This window comes from Novosphingobium sp. SL115 (assembly GCF_026672515.1).
Classification (GTDB): domain Bacteria; phylum Pseudomonadota; class Alphaproteobacteria; order Sphingomonadales; family Sphingomonadaceae; genus Novosphingobium.
In genome coordinates this window covers 1,468,402-1,486,623 of record NZ_JAPPRG010000002.1, presented here as the reverse complement: position 1 = coordinate 1,486,623, position 18,222 = coordinate 1,468,402, and the positions used below count along the sequence as shown (strand labels likewise).

General features: G+C 62.8%; 16 protein-coding genes, 1 other RNA gene and 1 pseudogene. 14 read left to right on the top strand and 4 right to left on the bottom strand.

Annotated features, from left to right (window positions below; all coding sequences use genetic code 11):
• Positions 1 to 2: 2 nt before the first annotated feature.
• On the bottom strand, positions 3 to 2,132 hold the full coding sequence (locus OVA07_RS08670) for a malate synthase G (protein WP_268171046.1): 2,130 nt from the start codon (positions 2,130 to 2,132) through the stop codon (positions 3 to 5).
• A 176-nt stretch (positions 2,133 to 2,308) separates the two neighbouring features.
• Between OVA07_RS08670 and OVA07_RS08665 the strand changes: the two genes are divergently transcribed.
• The 4 genes from OVA07_RS08665 (at position 2,309) to OVA07_RS08650 (ending at position 6,242) form a co-directional block, all read left to right on the top strand.
• A complete protein-coding gene (locus tag OVA07_RS08665; protein ID WP_268171045.1) occupies positions 2,309 to 3,514 on the top strand; it encodes a hydrolase in 1,206 nt (401 codons plus the stop codon).
• Entirely contained in the window at positions 3,515 to 4,549 is a 1,035-nt protein-coding gene (locus OVA07_RS08660; RefSeq protein ID WP_268171044.1) for an arginine N-succinyltransferase, read from the top strand.
• The gene (locus OVA07_RS08655) at positions 4,549 to 5,829 is read left to right on the top strand and encodes an N-succinylarginine dihydrolase (protein WP_268171043.1); all 1,281 of its coding nucleotides are present in this window, start codon (positions 4,549 to 4,551) and stop codon (positions 5,827 to 5,829) included. The genes OVA07_RS08660 and OVA07_RS08655 overlap by 1 nt, the downstream gene beginning before the upstream one ends.
• Before the next feature lie 167 nt (positions 5,830 to 5,996).
• Positions 5,997 to 6,242 carry a hypothetical protein gene (locus tag OVA07_RS08650; RefSeq protein WP_268171042.1) on the top strand — a complete coding sequence of 82 codons (246 nt, stop codon included), beginning with the start codon at positions 5,997 to 5,999 and terminating at the stop codon, positions 6,240 to 6,242.
• Between the two features lie 56 nt (positions 6,243 to 6,298).
• Here OVA07_RS08650 and ssrA read toward each other — a convergent pair.
• Together ssrA and mscL are read right to left on the bottom strand one after the other, a co-directional pair.
• Positions 6,299 to 6,664: a transfer-messenger RNA gene (gene ssrA, locus OVA07_RS08645) on the bottom strand.
• A 50-nt stretch (positions 6,665 to 6,714) separates the two neighbouring features.
• Positions 6,715 to 7,149 carry a large conductance mechanosensitive channel protein MscL gene (gene mscL / locus OVA07_RS08640; RefSeq protein WP_268171041.1) on the bottom strand — a complete coding sequence of 145 codons (435 nt, stop codon included), beginning with the start codon at positions 7,147 to 7,149 and terminating at the stop codon, positions 6,715 to 6,717.
• Between the two features lie 186 nt (positions 7,150 to 7,335).
• On the opposite strand from mscL, the gene OVA07_RS08635 reads away from it, so the two are divergent.
• From OVA07_RS08635 to OVA07_RS08615, 5 genes are all read left to right on the top strand, one after another.
• Entirely contained in the window at positions 7,336 to 7,962 is a 627-nt protein-coding gene (locus OVA07_RS08635) for a LemA family protein (protein ID WP_268171040.1), read from the top strand.
• 1 nt (position 7,963) lies between these two features.
• Positions 7,964 to 8,794, top strand: coding sequence for a TPM domain-containing protein (locus OVA07_RS08630; RefSeq protein ID WP_268171039.1), 831 nt, complete (start codon positions 7,964 to 7,966; stop codon positions 8,792 to 8,794).
• Positions 8,794 to 9,474, top strand: coding sequence for a TPM domain-containing protein (locus OVA07_RS08625; protein WP_268171038.1), 681 nt, complete (start codon positions 8,794 to 8,796; stop codon positions 9,472 to 9,474). Before OVA07_RS08630 ends, OVA07_RS08625 begins: the two co-directional genes overlap by 1 nt.
• Complete coding sequence (locus tag OVA07_RS08620; RefSeq protein ID WP_268171037.1) at positions 9,471 to 10,013, top strand: NUDIX hydrolase; 543 nt, start codon at positions 9,471 to 9,473, stop codon at positions 10,011 to 10,013. The genes OVA07_RS08625 and OVA07_RS08620 overlap by 4 nt, the downstream gene beginning before the upstream one ends.
• A 114-nt stretch (positions 10,014 to 10,127) precedes the next feature.
• A complete protein-coding gene (locus OVA07_RS08615) occupies positions 10,128 to 10,907 on the top strand; it encodes an SDR family oxidoreductase (protein WP_268171036.1) in 780 nt (259 codons plus the stop codon).
• Between the two features lie 249 nt (positions 10,908 to 11,156).
• Here the strand turns inward: OVA07_RS08615 and OVA07_RS08610 are convergent, their stop codons facing one another.
• Complete coding sequence (locus OVA07_RS08610; RefSeq protein WP_268171035.1) at positions 11,157 to 12,269, bottom strand: S-(hydroxymethyl)glutathione dehydrogenase/class III alcohol dehydrogenase; 1,113 nt, start codon at positions 12,267 to 12,269, stop codon at positions 11,157 to 11,159.
• Between the two features lie 97 nt (positions 12,270 to 12,366).
• Here OVA07_RS08610 and OVA07_RS08605 point away from each other — a divergent pair, with 97 nt between their 5' ends.
• The 5 genes and pseudogenes from OVA07_RS08605 to OVA07_RS08585 form a co-directional block, all read left to right on the top strand.
• Positions 12,367 to 13,254 (top strand): LysR family transcriptional regulator, encoded by an 888-nt coding sequence (locus OVA07_RS08605; protein WP_268171034.1) that lies wholly within the window; start codon positions 12,367 to 12,369, stop codon positions 13,252 to 13,254.
• Positions 13,255 to 13,376: 122 nt separating this feature from the next.
• Positions 13,377 to 14,657 carry an MFS transporter gene (locus OVA07_RS08600; RefSeq protein ID WP_268171033.1) on the top strand — a complete coding sequence of 427 codons (1,281 nt, stop codon included), beginning with the start codon at positions 13,377 to 13,379 and terminating at the stop codon, positions 14,655 to 14,657.
• A 215-nt stretch (positions 14,658 to 14,872) separates the two neighbouring features.
• A complete protein-coding gene (locus tag OVA07_RS08595) occupies positions 14,873 to 15,667 on the top strand; it encodes a thioesterase family protein (protein ID WP_268171032.1) in 795 nt (264 codons plus the stop codon).
• Between the two features lie 27 nt (positions 15,668 to 15,694).
• On the top strand, positions 15,695 to 16,927 hold the full coding sequence (locus OVA07_RS08590) for a serine hydrolase domain-containing protein (RefSeq protein WP_268171031.1): 1,233 nt from the start codon (positions 15,695 to 15,697) through the stop codon (positions 16,925 to 16,927).
• A gap of 42 nt (positions 16,928 to 16,969) precedes the next feature.
• A pseudogene (locus OVA07_RS08585) lies at positions 16,970 to 18,205 on the top strand (3-hydroxyacyl-CoA dehydrogenase NAD-binding domain-containing protein); the annotation flags it as partial.
• Positions 18,206 to 18,222 lie beyond the last annotated feature (17 nt).

Below are 18,222 nucleotides of genomic sequence, written 5' to 3'. Positions count from 1 at the left end.
GCTCAGGCCGGTTCCGCCACTTTCGCCAGTGCGGCCTTTTTCTTCAGCCGCCATGCGTGCAGCAGCGGTTCGGTATAGCCGTTGGGCTGGTCCACCCCGTTGAACACCAGATCGCACGCCGCGCGGAAGGCAAAGCTGTCTTCCCAGCGTCCGGCCATGGGTTCATAGGCCGCATCGCCTGCATTCTGTGCATCCACCTTGGCCGCCATGCGCTTCAGGCTGTCCATGACCTGATCGCTGGTGGCAACGCCATGCAGCAGCCAGTTGGCCATGTGCTGGCTGGAAATACGCAAGGTGGCACGGTCTTCCATCAGGCCAACATCGTTGATGTCGGGCACCTTGGAACAGCCCACGCCCTGATCGATCCAGCGCACGACATAGCCCAGCAGCCCTTGCGCGTTGTTGTCCAGTTCCTCGCGCACTTCGGTTTCCGACCAGTTGGTGCCGTCGGCCAGCGGAATAGCCAGCAGCGCATCAAGACCGGGCGTGGCTTCCTGCGCCACTTCGCGTTGCACGTCGAACACCGGCACCTGATGGTAATGCATGGCATGAAGCGTCGCCGCCGTGGGCGAAGGCACCCATGCGGTGTTTGCCCCGGTGCGGGGATGCGCAATCTTCTGCTGCATCATGTCGTGCATCATGTCAGGCGCGGCCCACATGCCCTTGCCGATCTGCGCCTTGCCCGAAAGCCCATGGGCAAGGCCGATGCAGACGTTGCGCTTTTCATAAGCCGCGATCCAGCCAGACGCCTTGATCGCGCCTTTGCGGATCATCGCGCCTGCCTGCATCGATGTGTGGATTTCATCCCCGGTGCGATCAAGGAAGCCGGTGTTGACGAAGACCACGCGGTCTTTCACCGCACGGATGCATGCGGCCAGGTTGGCACTGGTCCGGCGCTCCTCATCCATCACGCCCACCTTTACGGTGTGCCGGTCCAGCCCCAGCAGGTCTTCCACGGCGTTGAACAGGTCATTGGTGAAGGCAACCTCTTCCGGCCCATGCATCTTGGGTTTGACGATATAAATGCTGCCGGTGCGGCTGTTGCGGAATCCGCCAAAGCCCTTCAGATCATGCATCCCGATGGCCGAAGTAATCACCGCGTCCATCACGCCTTCAGGAATTTCACTGCCATCGGCCAGCAGGATGGCCGGGTTGGTCATCAGATGGCCGACATTGCGCACGAACAGCAGGCTGCGCCCCGGCAGAGTCAGCGCCTCACCCTTGGGCGACGTCCATTCGCGGTCAGCCTCCAGCGTGCGGGTCAGGGTGCGCCCGCCCTTCTGGAAGCTGGCCGACAGATCGCCACGCATCAGCCCCAGCCAATTACGATAGGCCAGCAGTTTGTCCTCGGCATCCACCGCCGCGACCGAATCTTCCAGATCGACAATCGCGGTCAGCGCCGCTTCCATCACGATGTCGGCAATGCCCGCCGCGTCATCGGCGCCCACCGGATGGTTGCGGTCAAACACGATTTCAACATGCAGCCCATTGTTGGTAAGCAGCAATCCGCCCGGTTTGCGCCCGGCCAACTGCGCTGGATCGCACAGCGGCAGATCCCCCGCCCCACCCCAGTCAGACCAGCTCATCCCGTCCAGCGGGAAAGTCAGGTCAAGGAAAGCGCGGCCCGCGCGGACCACCGCTGCACCGCGATCCTTGTCATACCCGCCGGGGCGCGCGGGCGGCGCATCCAGCGCATCGGTGCCATACCACGCATCATACAGGCTGCCCCAGCGCGCATTGGCGGCATTCAGCACGAACCGGTCATTCAGCACCGGCACAACCAGTTGCGGCCCGGCCATGCAGGCGATTTCGCGGTCGACATTCTGCGTGCCGATCTCGAAATCATCGGGTTCTTCAACCAGATAGTCAATCTCGGTAAGGAAAGCGCGATATTCGCCCATGTCGATGGGCTTGCCCTTGCGCTGATGGTGCCAGGAATCGATCAGCGCCTGCAGTGCATCGCGCTTGTCCAGCAGCATCCGGTTTACCGGCGCAAAGTGGCCAACCAGTGCGGCAAAGCCCTGCCAGAACGCAGCCACATCAAGGCCCAACGGCCCCAGAACTTCGCTGTCGATAAAAGTGGCGAGGGCTGCGTCAATCTGCAGTCCGTTCCGCGCGATATGTCCGTTCATTTCACCCATGTCCATTCGCTCACGTAAAGCGCCCACGCAAAACCAGCGTGCGCGCCGAATCCGATGAACCTGGGGAGGAACGCCCCAGCCTATGCCCGATATGGCCCGCCAGCGCAACCATACACCTTTGCAAGAGGGGTTCACCCGCCGCTGCCAAACCGCTAGGCTGGTTTCAGATGCAACAGATTTCCCCTTTTGAACGCGCCCTTGCCGAACGGATGGATGGTGCCGCCATGCTGGCCCATGTGCAAGCGTGGTGCGCCATCAACACCGGCACCGGCAACCTGCCTGGCCTTGCCCGCCAATGGGCCGAACTGGCCGATGCCTTTGCCGCTTTGCCGGGCGACATCCGGCAGATCGCCCCTGCGCCGGTTGGCAACATTGCCGCCGACGGGCACGAAATCGCCGTCGAAAACGGCGCGCATTTCGTGCTGTCTGTCCGCCCCGATGCCCCGCGCCGCTATCTGCTGACCGGGCACATGGACACGGTGTTCCCGCCCGGCCACGCATTCCAGACCCTGCGCTGGCTCGATGGTGAAACGCTGAACGGTCCCGGCGTGGCCGACATGAAGGGCGGCATCGCGGTGATACTTGCCGCGCTGACTGTATTCGAATCCAGCCCAGCCGCCGCCACGGTGGGTTACGACGTGCTGATAAATTCGGACGAGGAAAGCGGCAGCCTGTCTTCCGCCGCGCTGATTGCCGAACTGGCGCGTGGCAAAGTTGCTGCCTTGACCTATGAACCGTCCGCCCTGCCCGATGGCACGCTGGCAGGTGACCGTCCCGGCAGTGGCAATTACAGCGCAATCATCACCGGCCGCTCCGCCCACGCCGGGCGCAATCCGCAGGACGGGCGCAATGCCGTGCTGGCCGCCGCCGCGATGGCGCTCGCTTTGCGCGATGCACAACGCGATGGCCTGTCGATAAACCCGGCGCGGATCGATGGCGGCAGCGCCAACAATGTCGTGCCCGATCATGCCGTGCTGCGCTTCAACGTGCGCCCCCGCACCCCAGAACTGGCCGAGCGTTTCGCGCATGATCTTCAAACCCTGATCGCCACGGTCATGCGCGAACACGACGTTGCCATCCACTTGCACGGTGGCGTCTCGCGCCCGCCGAAACCGCTGACGCCGCAAGCCACCGCCCTGTTCGATCTTGTGCGCGAGTGTGGCGAAGCACTGGGCCAATCCATACGCTGGCAGGCATCGGGCGGCGTTTGCGACGGCAACAACATTGCCGCCTGCGGTGTGCCGGTGGTCGATACCATGGGCGTGCGCGGCGGCGCGATCCATTCGGATCAGGAATACCTGATCGTGCCATCGCTGGCGGAACGGGCGGCGCTGTCCGCGCTGGTCCTGCACCGGCTTTCCGGGGGAGAGTGAATGACATTCCGCATCCGCGCCGCGCGCGCCAGCGATCTGCAACCGCTGTATGAAATGGCCAAGCTGACCGGCGGAGGCTTCACCAACCTGCCTGCTGACCGCAAGGCGTTGACGGCAAAGCTGGAACGCGCGGCAACGGCCTATGCCAACTCCGCGCTGGCTGATCCCAAGACGCCGCAGGACGAACTTTTCGTGCTGGTTCTGGAAGATACCGCCACCGGCGATGTGCGCGGCACCGCCCAGATTTTTACCAGCGTCGGGCGACAATGGCCGTTCTATTCCTATCGTCTGGCCACGCTGACCCAGCATTCCAAGGAACTGAACCGCACTTTCCGCGCCGAAATGCTGAACCTCGTCACCGATCTTGAAGGGTCAAGCGAAGTCGGCGGCCTGTTCCTGCACCCGTCCGAACGCGCAGGCGGGCTTGGCATGTTGCTGGCCCGCAGCCGCTATCTGTTCATCGCCATGCACCGCCCCCGCTTTGGCGACAAACTGCTGGCCGAACTGCGCGGCATCATCGACGAACGCGGCGGATCGCCATTCTGGGACGGCGTGGCAGGCCGCTTCTTCGGCATGAGCTTTCAGGAAGCGGACTATTTCAACGCGATCAACGGCAACCAGTTCATCGCCGATCTGATGCCCAAGCACCCGGTCTATATCGCCATGCTGCCAGAAATCGCCCGGTCCGCCATCGGCCTGCCCCATCCTTCGGGCCGCGCCGCCATGCGCATGCTGGAAGAGGAAGGCTTTGCCTATGAGGGCTATGTCGACATCTTCGACGGCGGCCCGACCATGACCGCGCGGACAGATCGCGTCCGCTCCATTGCCGAAGCCAAACAGGCGATTGTCGCGCAGGTCCGCGCGCCCGAAGCCGGCACCGCAATCAAGGCTCTGGCCGCCACGGGCCACCTTGCCGACTATCGCTGCACCTTTGCCGATCTGTCCGAAACGTCCGAAGGCCTTGTCATCGATCCGGTCGCTGCCGCCGCGTTGCGAGTGAAGGCGGGCGATACGGTCTGGTATGTGAGCCGGTAATGCCCCTCGTTGAAATCAACTTCGATGGCCTTGTCGGTCCCAGCCACAACTACGCAGGCCTCAGCCTTGGCAATCTTGCCTCTGCGGGTAATGCTGGAGACACCAGCTATCCTCGCGCCGCCGCGCTGCAAGGGCTGGCCAAGATGCGGCACAATCTGACGCTGGGGCTGGCGCAGGGCCTGTTCGCGCCACTGCCGCGCCCCAATCCCGCGTTTCTTGGCGCACTTGGCCTGTCCATCATCGACGAATCCGACCCCGCCCAGCGCCGTCTGCGCGCTGCCGCGTGGTCTGCCAGCGCGATGTGGACCGCCAATGCCGCCACGGTCAGTCCCGCGCCAGATACCGTAGACGGCCGTTGCCACCTCACCGCCGCCAACCTTGTCACCATGCCTCACCGGTCGCAGGAATGGCCCGATACCGTGCGCCAGTTGCGACTGGCCTTCGCCAACAGGACCCACTTCGCCGTCCACAATGCCGTGCCCACCTGCTTTGGCGATGAAGGCGCAGCCAACCACATGCGCATGGCCGCCGCCCACGATGCGCCGGGGCTGGAACTGTTCGTCTATGGCAGCAATAATGGCAGCATTGGCGGCGGCACCTTCCCCGCACGCCAGCATGAACAGGCCAGCCGCGCGGTTGCTCGACTGCACGGCCTTGATCCCGCCTGCTGCCTGTTCATCGAACAGGCGCCCGAAGCCATCGCGGCAGGCGCATTCCACAACGATGTCGTGGCCGTCGCCAATGAACGGGTGCTGTTCACCCACGAACAGGCCTTTGCCGATCCCGAAGGCACCTATGCCGCCATCCGCGCGCGCCTGCCCGAAGCCGAAATCGTGGTCGTGCCTGCCAGCGCGGTCAGCCTGACAGATGCGATCCGCAGCTATCTGTTCAATGCCCAGTTGCTGACTCTTCCGACCGGCGAAATGGGCCTCGTCATCCCTACAGAGGCATGGGAGATGCCGTCAGTTCGTGGCTGGCTGGATGCGATGCTGGCGTCCAACGGTCCCATCCGCCGGGTGCTGCCGGTGGATGTGCGCCAGTCGATGGCCAACGGCGGCGGCCCTGCCTGCCTGCGCCTGCGCGTTGTCGCTGATCCTGCCACTGTCGATCCCCGTTTCCTGCTGGACCATGCCCGGCTGGACGTGCTGCACGCCGTGGTTGCCGCGCACTGGCCCGAACAGATCGATCCTGCTGATCTTGGCCGGGAATCTCTGGCCCGCAGCGTGATTGCCGCCCGCGCGGCACTGCTGGATGCGCTTGATCTTGGGGAACTGGGCTGAACCAAGGCGCGTAATCCCTGCGCGGAGCAGCGTCGCCCCTGTCGCCATGGCTTACAGTGAAGCGTGCGTTAACCAGACACTTGCCAGCAATACCGAAGCTGGCACGATCATTGCTGTGAGGATTGCAAAGGCCGACTCGTCGGCACACAACAAGGAACGTCGCCGGAATGCTCGCCAAGATTGGTCGCCTGTTCATCATCAAGACGCGCTTCGAAGCGTTCGCCGTAATCTATGCGCTTTCGCTGGGTGCGGTTGAACGGGGCAAGGCCTATCTCACCGCGTATCCCGGCTTTGCGGGCAAGATGCTGTTTGTCGCCGCCACGGGCGCCGTGTTCATCGCCGGGGCCAAGATCCTTGACGCCGTGCGGATGGAGCGTGAGGCCGGAGAAGCCGCTGCCGCGCTCGATGGCTGAAATCGCAAATGCAAAGAAATAGGGCGATTCTGTTGCTAGGCTCGCCCCCAGCCCCCGGTTTCCGATTCTGTTACCCGGTTCGGTCCGAACCGTGCTCTAACCTTATAACTTCAGGGCGTTAGCCCCTAGAATTATGCAGCGAGAGCAAGTGCTTCGTTGTCGTTGGCACTTGTGAGTTTTGAGCCTTGAGCAGGTTACTCAGCCTGGGCAAAAACAGCGCTTTTCAACACACGTCGATCCTAGTTCGGCCCCATCAACACCCTTGCGACAACAAGGCCCCGGCACATGACCGGGTAGTGATGGTGGAGCCGCCGGGTACCGCCCCCGGGTCCGCTGTGCCTATTGCACGCCGCAGTTTATCACCATAGCCGGTCGAAACCGGCAGGGAGCGATATAGGGATACTGCGGCAAATGAAAAGGGGCAGGATTGCTCCTGCCCCCCAGAATTTCGTCATTGCACAAGCGATGGACCTTAGCCCTTGGCTTTCAGCGCATCGCGGATTTCGGCCAGCAGTTCCACTTCGCTCGGCCCGGCGGGCGCAGCCGGCGCTTCTTCAGCAGGCTTTGCCAGCAGCCTGTTGGCCTGCCGCACGATAAGGAAAATGATGAAAGCCAGAATGAGGAAGTTGATGACCGCCGTCAGGAACGCGCCCCAGCCCAGCATCGCCACACCCGCAGCCTTCAGCGCGGCATAGGTCATCTCGCCCTTATAGTCCGCCGGAACGGAGCCAATAATCAGGAACTGCTGACTGAAATCGATCCCGCCCGTAATCGCGCCAATCACCGGCATGATGACATCATCGGTCAGCGACGAAACAATCTTGCCAAAGGCCGCGCCGATAATCACACCGACCGCCAAGTCCAGAACATTGCCACGCGCGATGAACGCCTTGAATTCGCTAAACATTGCCGACGCTTCCCCCTTTACATCGTTAACCATGAAACCTCGTCGATGGGATGCCATTGTGCGCACAACCCGACAAGCCGTAATCGGTTGCACTATGGTTCTACCCTTGAAGTGCAACACGCTCGCGCTATCTCTTGACCCATGCCGGACCGCGCCTCTGCGGTCCCACAAAAGGGGTTGATGTCGATGGCCGTTTCCCGGTTCAGCCAGATTGCGTTCGCTTCCGTTGCCGCGCTCAGCGTTTCGGCCTGCGGAATCAATTCGGTTCCCACGGCAGAGGAAGAAGCCAAGGCCCGCTGGGCTGACGTGGAAAGCTCGTACCAGCGCCGCGCCGACCTGATCCCCAATCTGGTCGCCACGGCCAAGGGCGCCGCCGCATCTGAAACCACGATCCTGACCAACGTGACCAACGCCCGCGCTGCGGCCACGTCGATCAACATCACCACCGACGATCTGTCCAACCCTGCCGAGTTCGAGAAATTCCAGAACGCGCAGAACCAGTTGACGCAGGCGCTGGGCCAGCTTCGCACCGTGGTTGAAAACTATCCGCAACTGCAAAGCCAGGCGCGCTTTTCCGATCTGATGGTGCAGCTGGAAGGCACCGAAAACCGCATCAACGTGGCGCGCACGCGCTATAACGAAGCGGTACAGTCCTATAACACCACCATCCGCACCTTCCCCGATGCCATCGGCGCCAAGCTGATCCATGGGGCAAAGCCGATGGTGCCGTTCAAGGCTGCGGCAGGTTCGGAAACCGCGCCCACGGTCAACTTCGACATGAACGCCCCCGCTCCGGCAGCGTCGGGCAAGTAACATGAACCGCCCCCTGCGGGCCTTCTGTCATGCGCTGGCGGCGCTGTTTCTGCTGATTGCAGGAACGGCGGCGCACGCAGCCATGCCCGCGCGGCCCACCGGCCCGGTGCTGGATCAGGCCAACATCATCCCCGATGCCGATGAAGCCGCGCTGACCCAGCGTCTGTCGGCCTATAACGCGCAGACCGGGCGGGCGATCATCGTGGCCACCGTGGCATCGCTCGACGATCAGGACGTGGACAGTTACGCCAACACCCTGTTCCGCAACTGGGGCATTGGCGGCAAGCAGACCGATCAGGGCCTGCTGTTCTTGATCGCGCCGAATGAACGCAAAGTGCGGATCGAGGTCGGCTATGGCCTTGAACAGTTCCTGCCCGACGTTCTGGCTGGGCGCATCATGTCGTCCGCCGTGACGCCCCGTTTCAAGCAGGGCGATTACGCAGGAGGTATCAACGCCGGGGTCGAACAGATCCTGACCCAGCTTAACCGCGATCCGGCAGAGGCGAAGGCCGTCGCGGAAGCGGCGGCAGCGGCCAAACGCGAAAGCGGATCGGACAGCTCCACCTTTGCCAGCGCAATCTTCTGGATCGTGCTGATCGTGGTGATGATCGTCGTGTTCAGTCGCCGCAAACGTGGCTTTGTCCAGCGCAGCAGCGGCATCGACCCCGGCATCGTGCTGTGGGGCATCAGCGAAATCGCCCGTGCGGCATCGGACAACCGCCATTCCGGTGGTTGGGGTGGTGGCGGTGGCGGCGGCTCTGATTGGGGCGGCGGTTTTGGCGGCTTCGGCGGAGGTGACTCTGGCGGCGGCGGCGCTTCGGGGGACTGGTGATGGCAACGCTCAAGATGACAGCCGCCGATCACAAGATCGTGTCCGATGCAGTGGCGGCGGCCGAAGCGCACAGCGCGGGAGAGATCGTCACCATCGTCACCCCTCGCTCGGATTCCTACCGGGATGTCGCGCTGATCTGGTCGGCGCTGGTCGCTTTCCTCGCCCTTGCGGCGCTGGAACTCGGATCAGGTTTCTATCTTCCGCTTGTCGAACACGTCCTTGGCCTGTGGGCGTTCGAATGGACGCCACGCGCCGTGCTGGGGCTTGCGCTTACCACTGCCACGCTCAAATTCCTCAGCATGTATCTGCTGATGCGTTTTACCCCGCTCGGCCTGTGGCTTACCCCGCGCCGGGTGCGCAATGCCCGCGTACGCGAACGTGCGCTCACCTGCTTTCGCGTTGGCGCGGAAAGCCGCACCAGCGGGCGAACCGGCGTGCTGATCTATGTCAGCCTTGATGAACACCACGCCGAAATCATCGCGGACGCTGCCATCGCTTCAAAAGTCGCTCCCGAAACATGGGGCCATGCGATGAAAGCCATGCTCGACCCGTTGCGTGCGGGCCAGATTGCGCACGGCATGGCCGCCGCCGTGGCCGAAGTGGGCACCGTGCTGGCCCAGCACTTCCCCCGCTCGGACGACGACACCAACGAACTGCCGGACAGGTTGATCGAAGTATGAGCCTTGAAGAAGAATACCGCGACCATGCCGAACAGGTGCATTGGCAGGGCCGTTTTATCATCGCCAAAACCCGCGGACGGTGGGAATATGTCAGCCGCACCCGCAACATCAAAGCCGCAGTCATTCTGGCGATTGAAGACGGCCACGTCCTGCTGGTCGAACAGTTCCGCGTACCGCTGGGCCGCCCCTGCATCGAACTGCCCGCCGGGCTGATCGGGGATGAAGCGGGCGCAGAGAACGAAGATCCTGCCACCGCTGCCGCGCGCGAACTGGAAGAGGAAACCGGCTACCGCCCCGCCCGCATCGAATCGCTGGGCGAGTTCCATTCCTCGCCCGGCATGGTGACAGAGGCCTTCACCCTGTTCCGCGCGCACGATCTTGAAAAAGTTTCCGAAGGCGGCGGCGTGGAAGGCGAAGGCATTACCGTCCACCGGGTTGCCCTTACGGAAATCGACGCTTTTCTGTCCGCCAAACGCGCGCAAGGCTACGCCATCGACGTGCGGATGCTGCTGTTGCTGTCTCCTCGCATCCTGGGCTGATACTTCCGGCACTTGCATGATGCAGCCTGGGTTGCTTGTCTGATCTCCAAAGTACGCGAACACCTGCTACCCCGCGAAAGCGGGGGCGCAGCGGATGGGATCGGAGGACAGGAAATGGGCAGAGTTCAGGGCAAAAAGGCCCTCATCACCGGTGCGGCACAGGGCCTCGGCGCCGCTCATGCATGGATGCTCGCCCGCGAAGGCGCGCGCGTTCTGCTGACAGATATCAACGGCGAAGGCGCGCACAGCACCGCCGATGCCATCAACGCCGAACTGGGCACTGGCACTGCCTTTGCCATGCGCCATGACGTGACCAGCGCCGATGACTGGGACGCCGCCATTGCCCATGCTGCCGAAAAGCTGGGCGGCCTGTCTGTGCTGGTCAACAATGCGGGCGTGGGTGTGCGCGGCAATATCGAAACATGCACGCTGGAAGACTGGCATCGCGGCTTTGCCATCAATGTCGACAGCGTATTCCTCGGCTGTCAAAAGGCCCTGCCGCTGCTGCGGGAAAGCCAGCCAGCCTCCATCGTCAACATCAGTTCCATCGCCGGGCTGATCGCGTCCGATACCATGCCCGGCTACAACGCCAGCAAGGCTGCGGTGTGGATGCTGACCAAATCGGTCGCACTCTATTGCGCCAAGCGCGGCTGGGACGTGCGCTGCAATTCCGTCCACCCCACCTTCGTCGACACCCCCATCCTTGACGGCATCAGCGCCAACGCCAATCTGGAAAAGGACGTGGTCATGGGCAAACTCGCCCGCCAGATCCCGCTGGGCCGTGTGGGCGTGCCCGACGACATCGCCGCCGGCGTCCTCTACCTCGCCAGCGACGAAAGCCGCTTCATGACCGGCGCGGAACTGAAACTGGACGGCGGCATTTCCGCGATGTGATTGGTCGCAGGGCAGTCGGTAAACCGACAGCAGATGGCCCCGGCCTTCGCGGGGATGACACACAAAAAAGCGCTGTCCTACACGATACCAAAATGCCAGCGTCCGCAAACGCTCCTTAAACTGTAAGGCGCCAACCCGGCCCTTCCATCATGCTGATTTTGCACATGAAAAGGGCCGGAAGAACCGATAAGTTCCGCCAGCCCCGTTTCATGCTCTGGACTGTGTAAACAGTGTAAACCCCCTGGGGGATCAGAACACCACAACCGAACGAATCGACTTGCCCGCATGCATCAGGTCGAACGCGGTGTTGATCTCTTCAAGGCCCATGACGTGGGTAATCATCGGGTCGATTTCGATCTTGCCGGTCATGTACATGTCGACAATCTTCGGCACGTCGGTCCGCCCCTTGGCTCCGCCGAACGCGGTGCCGCGCCAGTTGCGGCCCGTCACAAGCTGGAACGGGCGAGTGCTGATTTCCCGACCTGCTTCGGCCACGCCGATAATGATGCTGGTGCCCCATCCGCGATGGCAGGCTTCCAGTGCGGTGCGCATCACTTCGGTATTGCCGGTGGCGTCGAAGGTATAATCCGCGCCACCATCGGTCATCGCCACGATCTTGGCCACGGTGTCTTCGCGGCTCAGGCCCCTGGAATTGAGGAAGTCGGTCATGCCGAACTTGCGGCCCCATTCTTCACGGTCGGGGTTGATATCGACGCCGATGATCTTGCCCGCGCCTGCCAGACGCGCACCCTGAATGACGTTGAGGCCAATGCCGCCAAGACCGAAGATCACCACATTGTCACCCACCTGCACCTTGGCGGTGTTGATGACCGCGCCAACGCCCGTGGTCACGCCGCAGCCGATATAGCAGCTCGACTGGAACGGCGCGTCTTCACGGATCTTGGCAACCGCGATTTCGGGCAGAACGGTAAAGTTGCTGAAGGTTGAGCAGCCCATGTAATGAAAGATGGTCTGCCCCTTATAGGAAAAGCGGCTGGTGCCATCGGGCATCAGGCCCTGCCCCTGCGTCGCGCGAATCGCCGTGCACAGGTTGGTCTTGCCTGACAGGCACGATTTGCACTGGCGGCATTCAGGGGTGTAAAGCGGGATCACATGGTCGCCCGGCTTTACCGAGGTAACCCCAGGTCCCACTTCGCGGACGATGCCTGCGCCTTCGTGGCCCAGCACGCTGGGGAACAGGCCTTCGCTGTCCAGCCCGTCGAGCGTGTAGGCGTCGGTGTGGCATACACCGGTCGCCATGATCTCGACCAGCACTTCGCCAGCCTTCGGACCTTCAAGGTCCAGTTCCACGATTTCGAGCGGCTGCTTCGGCGCGAAAGCGACGGCGGCGCGGGTCTTCATTTTGCAGGTCTCCCTTTGAATTGGCGGCGCGATAGCATAATTGCGATAGGACTGTTAAATTGCGCATTACGCGAAACACTGTTGCAAGACGAGAACAATGACCAATCGCTGGGACGGGATCGATGAAGTGGTGGCGGTGGCTGATACCGGCACGTTCGTAGGGGCGGCCAAGCGGCTTGGCACGTCCACATCGCACGTCAGTCGTGCGGTGGCCCGGCTGGAACAAAGCCTTGGCGCGCAATTCTTCCACCGCACTACCCGCGCGGTCAGCATGACCGATACCGGTCGCACGCTGGCCGATCAGTTCCGCCGCCTGATTGCCGAGCGGGACGAAGCCATCGCCATGCTCGACCTGCAGGGCGAACCCCAAGGCCAGTTGCGCATCACCTGCCCCACCGCGCTGGGCGAACGCTTTGTCGCCCCTATCGTGCGCAGTTTCGTGCAGGATTATCCGAAACTGTCGGTCGACCTTGATATGTCGAACCGGATGGTCGAACTCGTGCCCGAAGGCTTCGACCTTGCCATCCGCACCGGCACGCTGCCCGACAGCAGACTGATCCGCACCCAGGTTGCCACGCGCGGCATCGTCACCTGCGCCGCGCCGTCGTATATCGCGGCACGGGGGCGGCCTGAAACGGTCGACGATCTGGACAGCCACGAATGCATCCCGGCCACGTCCGACGTGTGGCGATACCGCGTGGATGGCGAAGTGCGCTCCATCCGCCCGCGCGGGCGGTGGCGCTGCAACAATGGCGCGGCGGTGTTCGATGCAACCATCGCGGGCATGGGCCTATGCCAGTTGCCGGAATTCTATGTCAGCCGCGCCATTGCCGATGGCGTGCTGGTGCCGGTGCTGGAGGAATTCCGCCCTGAAGATGATCCGATCTGGGCCGTCTATCCGCAACGCCGCCACCTGCTGCCAAAAGTGCAACGGCTGATCGATAAATTGCGCCGCGAACTGCCCACTGCGCTTGCCGCAGGCTGATCGGCGCATTGCATAGCTATGCGCGCGCAATCCCCATAGTCAAACGGGGGCATGACAACGCTGCCAGCACACGCTAGGAACATTTGCCACGGCCCATGGAGCGGCCGGTCGAGGAGAGAACCGTGTCAGCAAACGCGCCCGCCAGTGGATCGCAGAAGCCGGCTTTTGCCGCAGTTACCGTGTTGTTCTTCGCGTGGGGGTTCATCACCTCGTTGATCGACCCGCTGGTGGCTGCCGTGAAGGGTATTTTCACCCTTACCACGCTTGAAGCGCAGCTTTCGGCCTTTGCCTTCTTCATCGCCTATGGCGTGATGAGCTTTCCCGCCGCCGCCATCATTGGCCGGTTGCGCGCGGTTCCGGCCATCCTGCTGGCGCTGGCCACGATGACGCTGGCCTGCCTTGTCATGCTGGCGGCAGCCAATATGGCATCCTATCCGCTGGTGCTGGCGGGTCTGTTCATGCTGGCCGCCGGAATCACCGTGCTGCAGGTGGCGGCAAACCCGCTGGCCGCCGCCTTGGGCAAGCCCGAAGGCAGCCACTTCCGCCTAACGCTTTCCCAAACCTTCAATTCGTTCGGCACATTCCTCGGCCCGGCATTGGGCGCTTCGCTCTTCCTCAAAGGCGTCGAAGTGGCTGATGGGCAAGCGCTGACCCCGGAAGTCCGCGCCGCCGCGCTGGCCGGGATCGACCGCGCCTATTTCTGGATCTGCGGGTTGCTGATCGTGCTCTTCGTGTTCTTCTTCATCAACCGCGCGCGCATTTCCGCCGCGGCCCCTCCTGCACAGCCGACCGGCGGCATCGGTGCCCTGCTGGCCGAAGCCTTTGCCTCGCGCTGGGCGGTTCTGGGCGCAGGCGCAATCTTCGTCTATGTCGGCGCCGAAGTGGTGCTGGGCACGCAGATGGCGTTCTTCCTTAACAGCCCCAGTGTCTGGAACATCAGCCTTGAACAGGCGGGCAAGGCCGTTTCGTTCTATTGGGGCGGCGCCATGGTGGGCCGCGCCATCGGCACCGTGCTGCTGGCCCGCTTCTCCGCTGCGCGCCTGATGATGCTGTTCTCGGTGGCTGCCGCTGCATCGTGTGCCTACATCTTCGCCATCGGCGGGGTTTCGGCAGGCTATGTCGCGCTGCTGATCGGCCTGTTCAATTCGATCATGTTCCCGGTCATCTTCACGCTCACGCTGGAGCGTTCGTCTGCTGGCGAAGAAGCGACATCCGGCTTGCTGTGCACCGGCATCATCGGCGGCGCGCTGATCCCGGCACTGGCCGGCGCGGTCACCGACGCTGCGGGCATCTTTGCCTCGTTCCTTGTGCCGCTGGCGTGTTACGTGCTGCTGGTCCTGTTCGCGGCGAGCGCAGCCAAGGCCCCCATCCTGCGCCGCGCCAGCAGCGAAAGCGTGCACTAAGCAAAGCTTTGCCTATGGCTTTGCCGATCAACGGCCCCGGTTCACCGCCGGGGCCATATTTTTTTGTGCGAGTTGAAGCCAGCTTGCCGTAGCGTCAGCCTGCAAACCGCAGATTTGCGACGGTTTCGCCCCTTTCCCTTAACGTAAAGGTGTCCTAGCAATAGCGGAACAAGGAGTCGTGGCAGCACGCCCGCAAGACGCATTGGGAGAGCATTTTGGACCGGCAGACCACCGCGCCCGCAATTGGCCGTATTGCCGCCGATATGCCGCAAGAAGGGGGTCATTTCACCCTGCGCGGGGTGGACGGCTGGCTGCAAGGCCGCACGATGTATGGCGGCGCGTCCTCGTTTCTAGCCTATGCCGCCGCATGCAAGGCTTTGCCTGACCTGCCGCCGCTGCGTTCTGCACAGATCGGCTTTATCGCCCCTGTCGGCCCTGATGTGGACATCACGGTCAGCGTATTGCGCACCGGCAAGAGCGTGACGCAGGTCCAGACCGATCTCTATTCCGGCAGCGTGCTGGCCCATCGCGGGCTATGGCTGTTCGGCAGTGCCCGCCCTTCCAACGGGGCAGTCGCTGCTCCCCATGCCGAAGGATTTCTTGCTGTGGAAGACATGGAGCAACTCGGCTCACCCGAAGGCCTGCACTTTATCCGCAATCTGGAAATCCGCCGCGCTGAACCCAAAGGTGGTCTTGCCAAGGGTAAGGTCCGTCGCTGGGTGCGGCTAAAAGACCGTGACGGGCTGGATCCAATGGGCGAGTTGGTGCTGCTGGGCGATGCCCTGCCGCCGGGATCGATCCGCGCCATGGAACGGCAAGGCCCGATCAGTTCAATCAACTGGACCTTCACCGTGCTGGGTGATTCACCCGTCACGCGCGATGGCTGGTGGCTGCTCGAAACCAGTTCGAACCACATGGCTGAAGGGTTCAGCAGCGAAACCCTGCGCATGTGGAACGCTGATGGAACAGAAGTGATGCGCGGACTGCAAAGCGTCGCGATCTTTGGCTGATGGAGCAGAGCTGATGGAGCAGATGTGATGAAACTGGCCAACGCTGAGACACTGGGCTTCGACGCTTCCCGGCTGGGCCGTATCGGCGCCTATCTCGACGAAAACTACATTGCCTCTGGCCGCCTGCCCGGCCTTGACGTGCTGGTCGCGCGTGATGGCCAAGCTGTCTATCGCCACACCAGCGGCAAGGCCCGCGAAGACGGCACGCCCATGGCCACCGACACGATCTGCCGCATCGCTTCGATGACCAAACCGCTCACCTCGGTCGCGTTCATGATGCTGGTCGAAGAAGGCAAAGTCGCGCTGGACGATCCGGTCACCAAGGTCATTCCCGAATTTGCCAGCCTTGGCGTCTATGCGGGCGGCGGCGGAGAGGTGGACTTCTTCCCCGCGCGGCCCGCCGCCATGATGCGCATGGTCGATCTGATTACCCACCAGTCTGGCCTGACGTATGGCATCCAGAACCGAACCAACGTGGACGCCGCCTATCGCAAGGGGCGGCTGGATGGCCATGCCAGCTTGCCCGGCAACGACCACTTCATTGCCGAACTGGCCAAGCTTCCGCTGGAGTTCGAACCGGGCCAGGGCTGGAACTATTCGGTGGGGACGGATGTGCTGGGCGTGATCGTATCGCGCCTTTCAGGGATGAGCCTTGGTCAATTCCTGAAGACCCGCATCTTTGACCCGCTCGGCATGGTCGACACCGCGTTCCAATGCCCTGACAGCAAGGCGCACCGGCTGGCCGATGCGTGGGCCTACAAGCAGGGCGCAGCTCCAGAACTGTTCGATCCCGCGGAAAAATCCGGCACCCGGCGCGAACCACGCTTCGAAAGCGGTGGCGGCGGGCTGCTGTCCACCACAGCGGACTATCACCGCTTTTGCCAGATGCTGGTGGGCGGCGGCGCGGCGGATGGGACGCGCATCCTGTCGCCCAAGACCATCCAGTTGATGACCGCCAATCACCTGCCCGGCGGCGCAGACCTGACGCAAGTGTCGCGCGCGCTGTTCAGCGAAGCCTATAACGCGGGCGCGGGCTTCGGCCTTGGCTTTGGCATGACCATCGACCCCGCCCGCGCGCTCGTGCCCGGATCGGCGGGCGAATATTACTGGGGCGGCATCTTTTCGACCGCGTTCTTCATCGACCCGGTGGAAAAGGTCCACGCGGTCTTCATGACCCAGCTCTACCCCTCATTCATCTACCCCATCCGGCGTCAGTTGAAGACGCTGATCTACAGCGCGCTGACCGACAGCCGCGCCTGAATCCATATCTGGAGAGAACCGATGTCAGACCCCATTCCCGGCGCAAAAGAACACATCGACGCAGCCCGTAAGCTGGCAGCAACCATCGACGACATTCCCGCCGATACTGCACTGCTGCCGATTGCCCGTGTGGGTGTGATCGGTGCAGGCACGATGGGCGGCGGCATCACCATGAACTTCCTGACCGCGGGCATCCCCGTAACCATCGTGGAAATGACGCAGGAAGCGCTGGATCGCGGCGTCGCCACCATGGGCAAGAACTACGAAAACACGGTCAAGCGCGGGAAGATGGATGCCGCCGATGCGCAGGCTGCAATGGCCCGCTTGAATCCGACGCTGGATTTCGCCGCGCTGGCCGATGCCGATCTGGTGATCGAGGCCGTCTATGAAAGCATGGACGTGAAGAAGGACGTGTTCGGCAGGCTGGACAAGGTGGCCAAACCCGGCGCCATCCTTGCCAGCAACACCAGCTATCTGGATATCGACGAAATCGCCGCCGCCACGACCCGCCCGGAATCGGTGCTGGGGATGCACTTCTTCTCGCCCGCCAATGTCATGAAACTGCTGGAAGTGGTGCGTGGCAAGGCAACCGGCGCGGCGCAGCTTGCCACGGTCATGGCGCTGTCGGTGCAGATCGGAAAGGTGCCGGTCGTCTCTGGCGTGTGCCACGGCTTCATCGGCAACCGCATGCTCTCGCCGCGTCAGGCACAGGCGCATGCGCTTATCATGGAAGGCGCGAATTACTGGGACGTGGATGAAGCCCTGCTTGAATTCGGCTTTCCGATGGGGCCGTGGCAGATGGCTGATCTTGCCGGCCTCGACATCGGCTGGCACCGCGATCCCACCCGCATCGAAACCGTGCGCGATGCGCTGTGCGCCGTGGGTCGCTGGGGCCAGAAAACCAAGAAGGGCTTTTACGATTACGACGACAACCGCCAGCGCACGCCATCTGACGAGGTGAAGGCGGTGATCGCGGAATTTGCCGCCAAGGAAGGCAAGCCCCAGCGCGAAATCGACAAGGACGAGATCCGCGAACGCCTGCTCTACCCCATGGTCAGCGAAGGCGCGCTGATCCTTGAGGAAGGCATCTCCCAGCGGGCGAGCGACATCGATACTGTCTGGCTCAACGGTTACGGCTGGCCTGCATGGACTGGCGGACCGATGTTCTGGGCCGACCATATCGGACTGGCCACGGTGGTTGCGGGTCTGAAAAAGCACGGCCTGCCGGTGGCACCGCTGCTGGAGCGCAAGGCTGCGGCGGGCGAAACCTTTAACTGAACGGGCAACTGATCGGA

Excerpts from the sequence above, each read along its gene's own strand:
- OVA07_RS08660 (WP_268171044.1), top strand. The coding sequence starts at position 3,515 with ATGACATTCCGCATCCGCGCCGCGCGCGCCAGCGATCTGCAACCGCTG.
- OVA07_RS08655 (WP_268171043.1), top strand. The coding sequence starts at position 4,549 with ATGCCCCTCGTTGAAATCAACTTCGATGGCCTTGTCGGTCCCAGCCAC.
- OVA07_RS08625 (WP_268171038.1), top strand. The coding sequence starts at position 8,794 with ATGGCAACGCTCAAGATGACAGCCGCCGATCACAAGATCGTGTCCGAT.
- OVA07_RS08605 (WP_268171034.1), top strand. The coding sequence starts at position 12,367 with ATGACCAATCGCTGGGACGGGATCGATGAAGTGGTGGCGGTGGCTGAT.
- OVA07_RS08620 (WP_268171037.1), top strand. The coding sequence starts at position 9,471 with ATGAGCCTTGAAGAAGAATACCGCGACCATGCCGAACAGGTGCATTGG.
- OVA07_RS08670 (WP_268171046.1), bottom strand. The coding sequence starts at position 2,132 with ATGAACGGACATATCGCGCGGAACGGACTGCAGATTGACGCAGCCCTC.
- OVA07_RS08630 (WP_268171039.1), top strand. The coding sequence starts at position 7,964 with ATGAACCGCCCCCTGCGGGCCTTCTGTCATGCGCTGGCGGCGCTGTTT.
- OVA07_RS08590 (WP_268171031.1), top strand. The coding sequence starts at position 15,695 with ATGAAACTGGCCAACGCTGAGACACTGGGCTTCGACGCTTCCCGGCTG.
- OVA07_RS08665 (WP_268171045.1), top strand. The coding sequence starts at position 2,309 with ATGCAACAGATTTCCCCTTTTGAACGCGCCCTTGCCGAACGGATGGAT.
- OVA07_RS08650 (WP_268171042.1), top strand. The coding sequence starts at position 5,997 with ATGCTCGCCAAGATTGGTCGCCTGTTCATCATCAAGACGCGCTTCGAA.
- mscL (WP_268171041.1), bottom strand. The coding sequence starts at position 7,149 with ATGTTTAGCGAATTCAAGGCGTTCATCGCGCGTGGCAATGTTCTGGAC.
- OVA07_RS08635 (WP_268171040.1), top strand. The coding sequence starts at position 7,336 with ATGGCCGTTTCCCGGTTCAGCCAGATTGCGTTCGCTTCCGTTGCCGCG.
- OVA07_RS08610 (WP_268171035.1), bottom strand. The coding sequence starts at position 12,269 with ATGAAGACCCGCGCCGCCGTCGCTTTCGCGCCGAAGCAGCCGCTCGAA.
- OVA07_RS08615 (WP_268171036.1), top strand. The coding sequence starts at position 10,128 with ATGGGCAGAGTTCAGGGCAAAAAGGCCCTCATCACCGGTGCGGCACAG.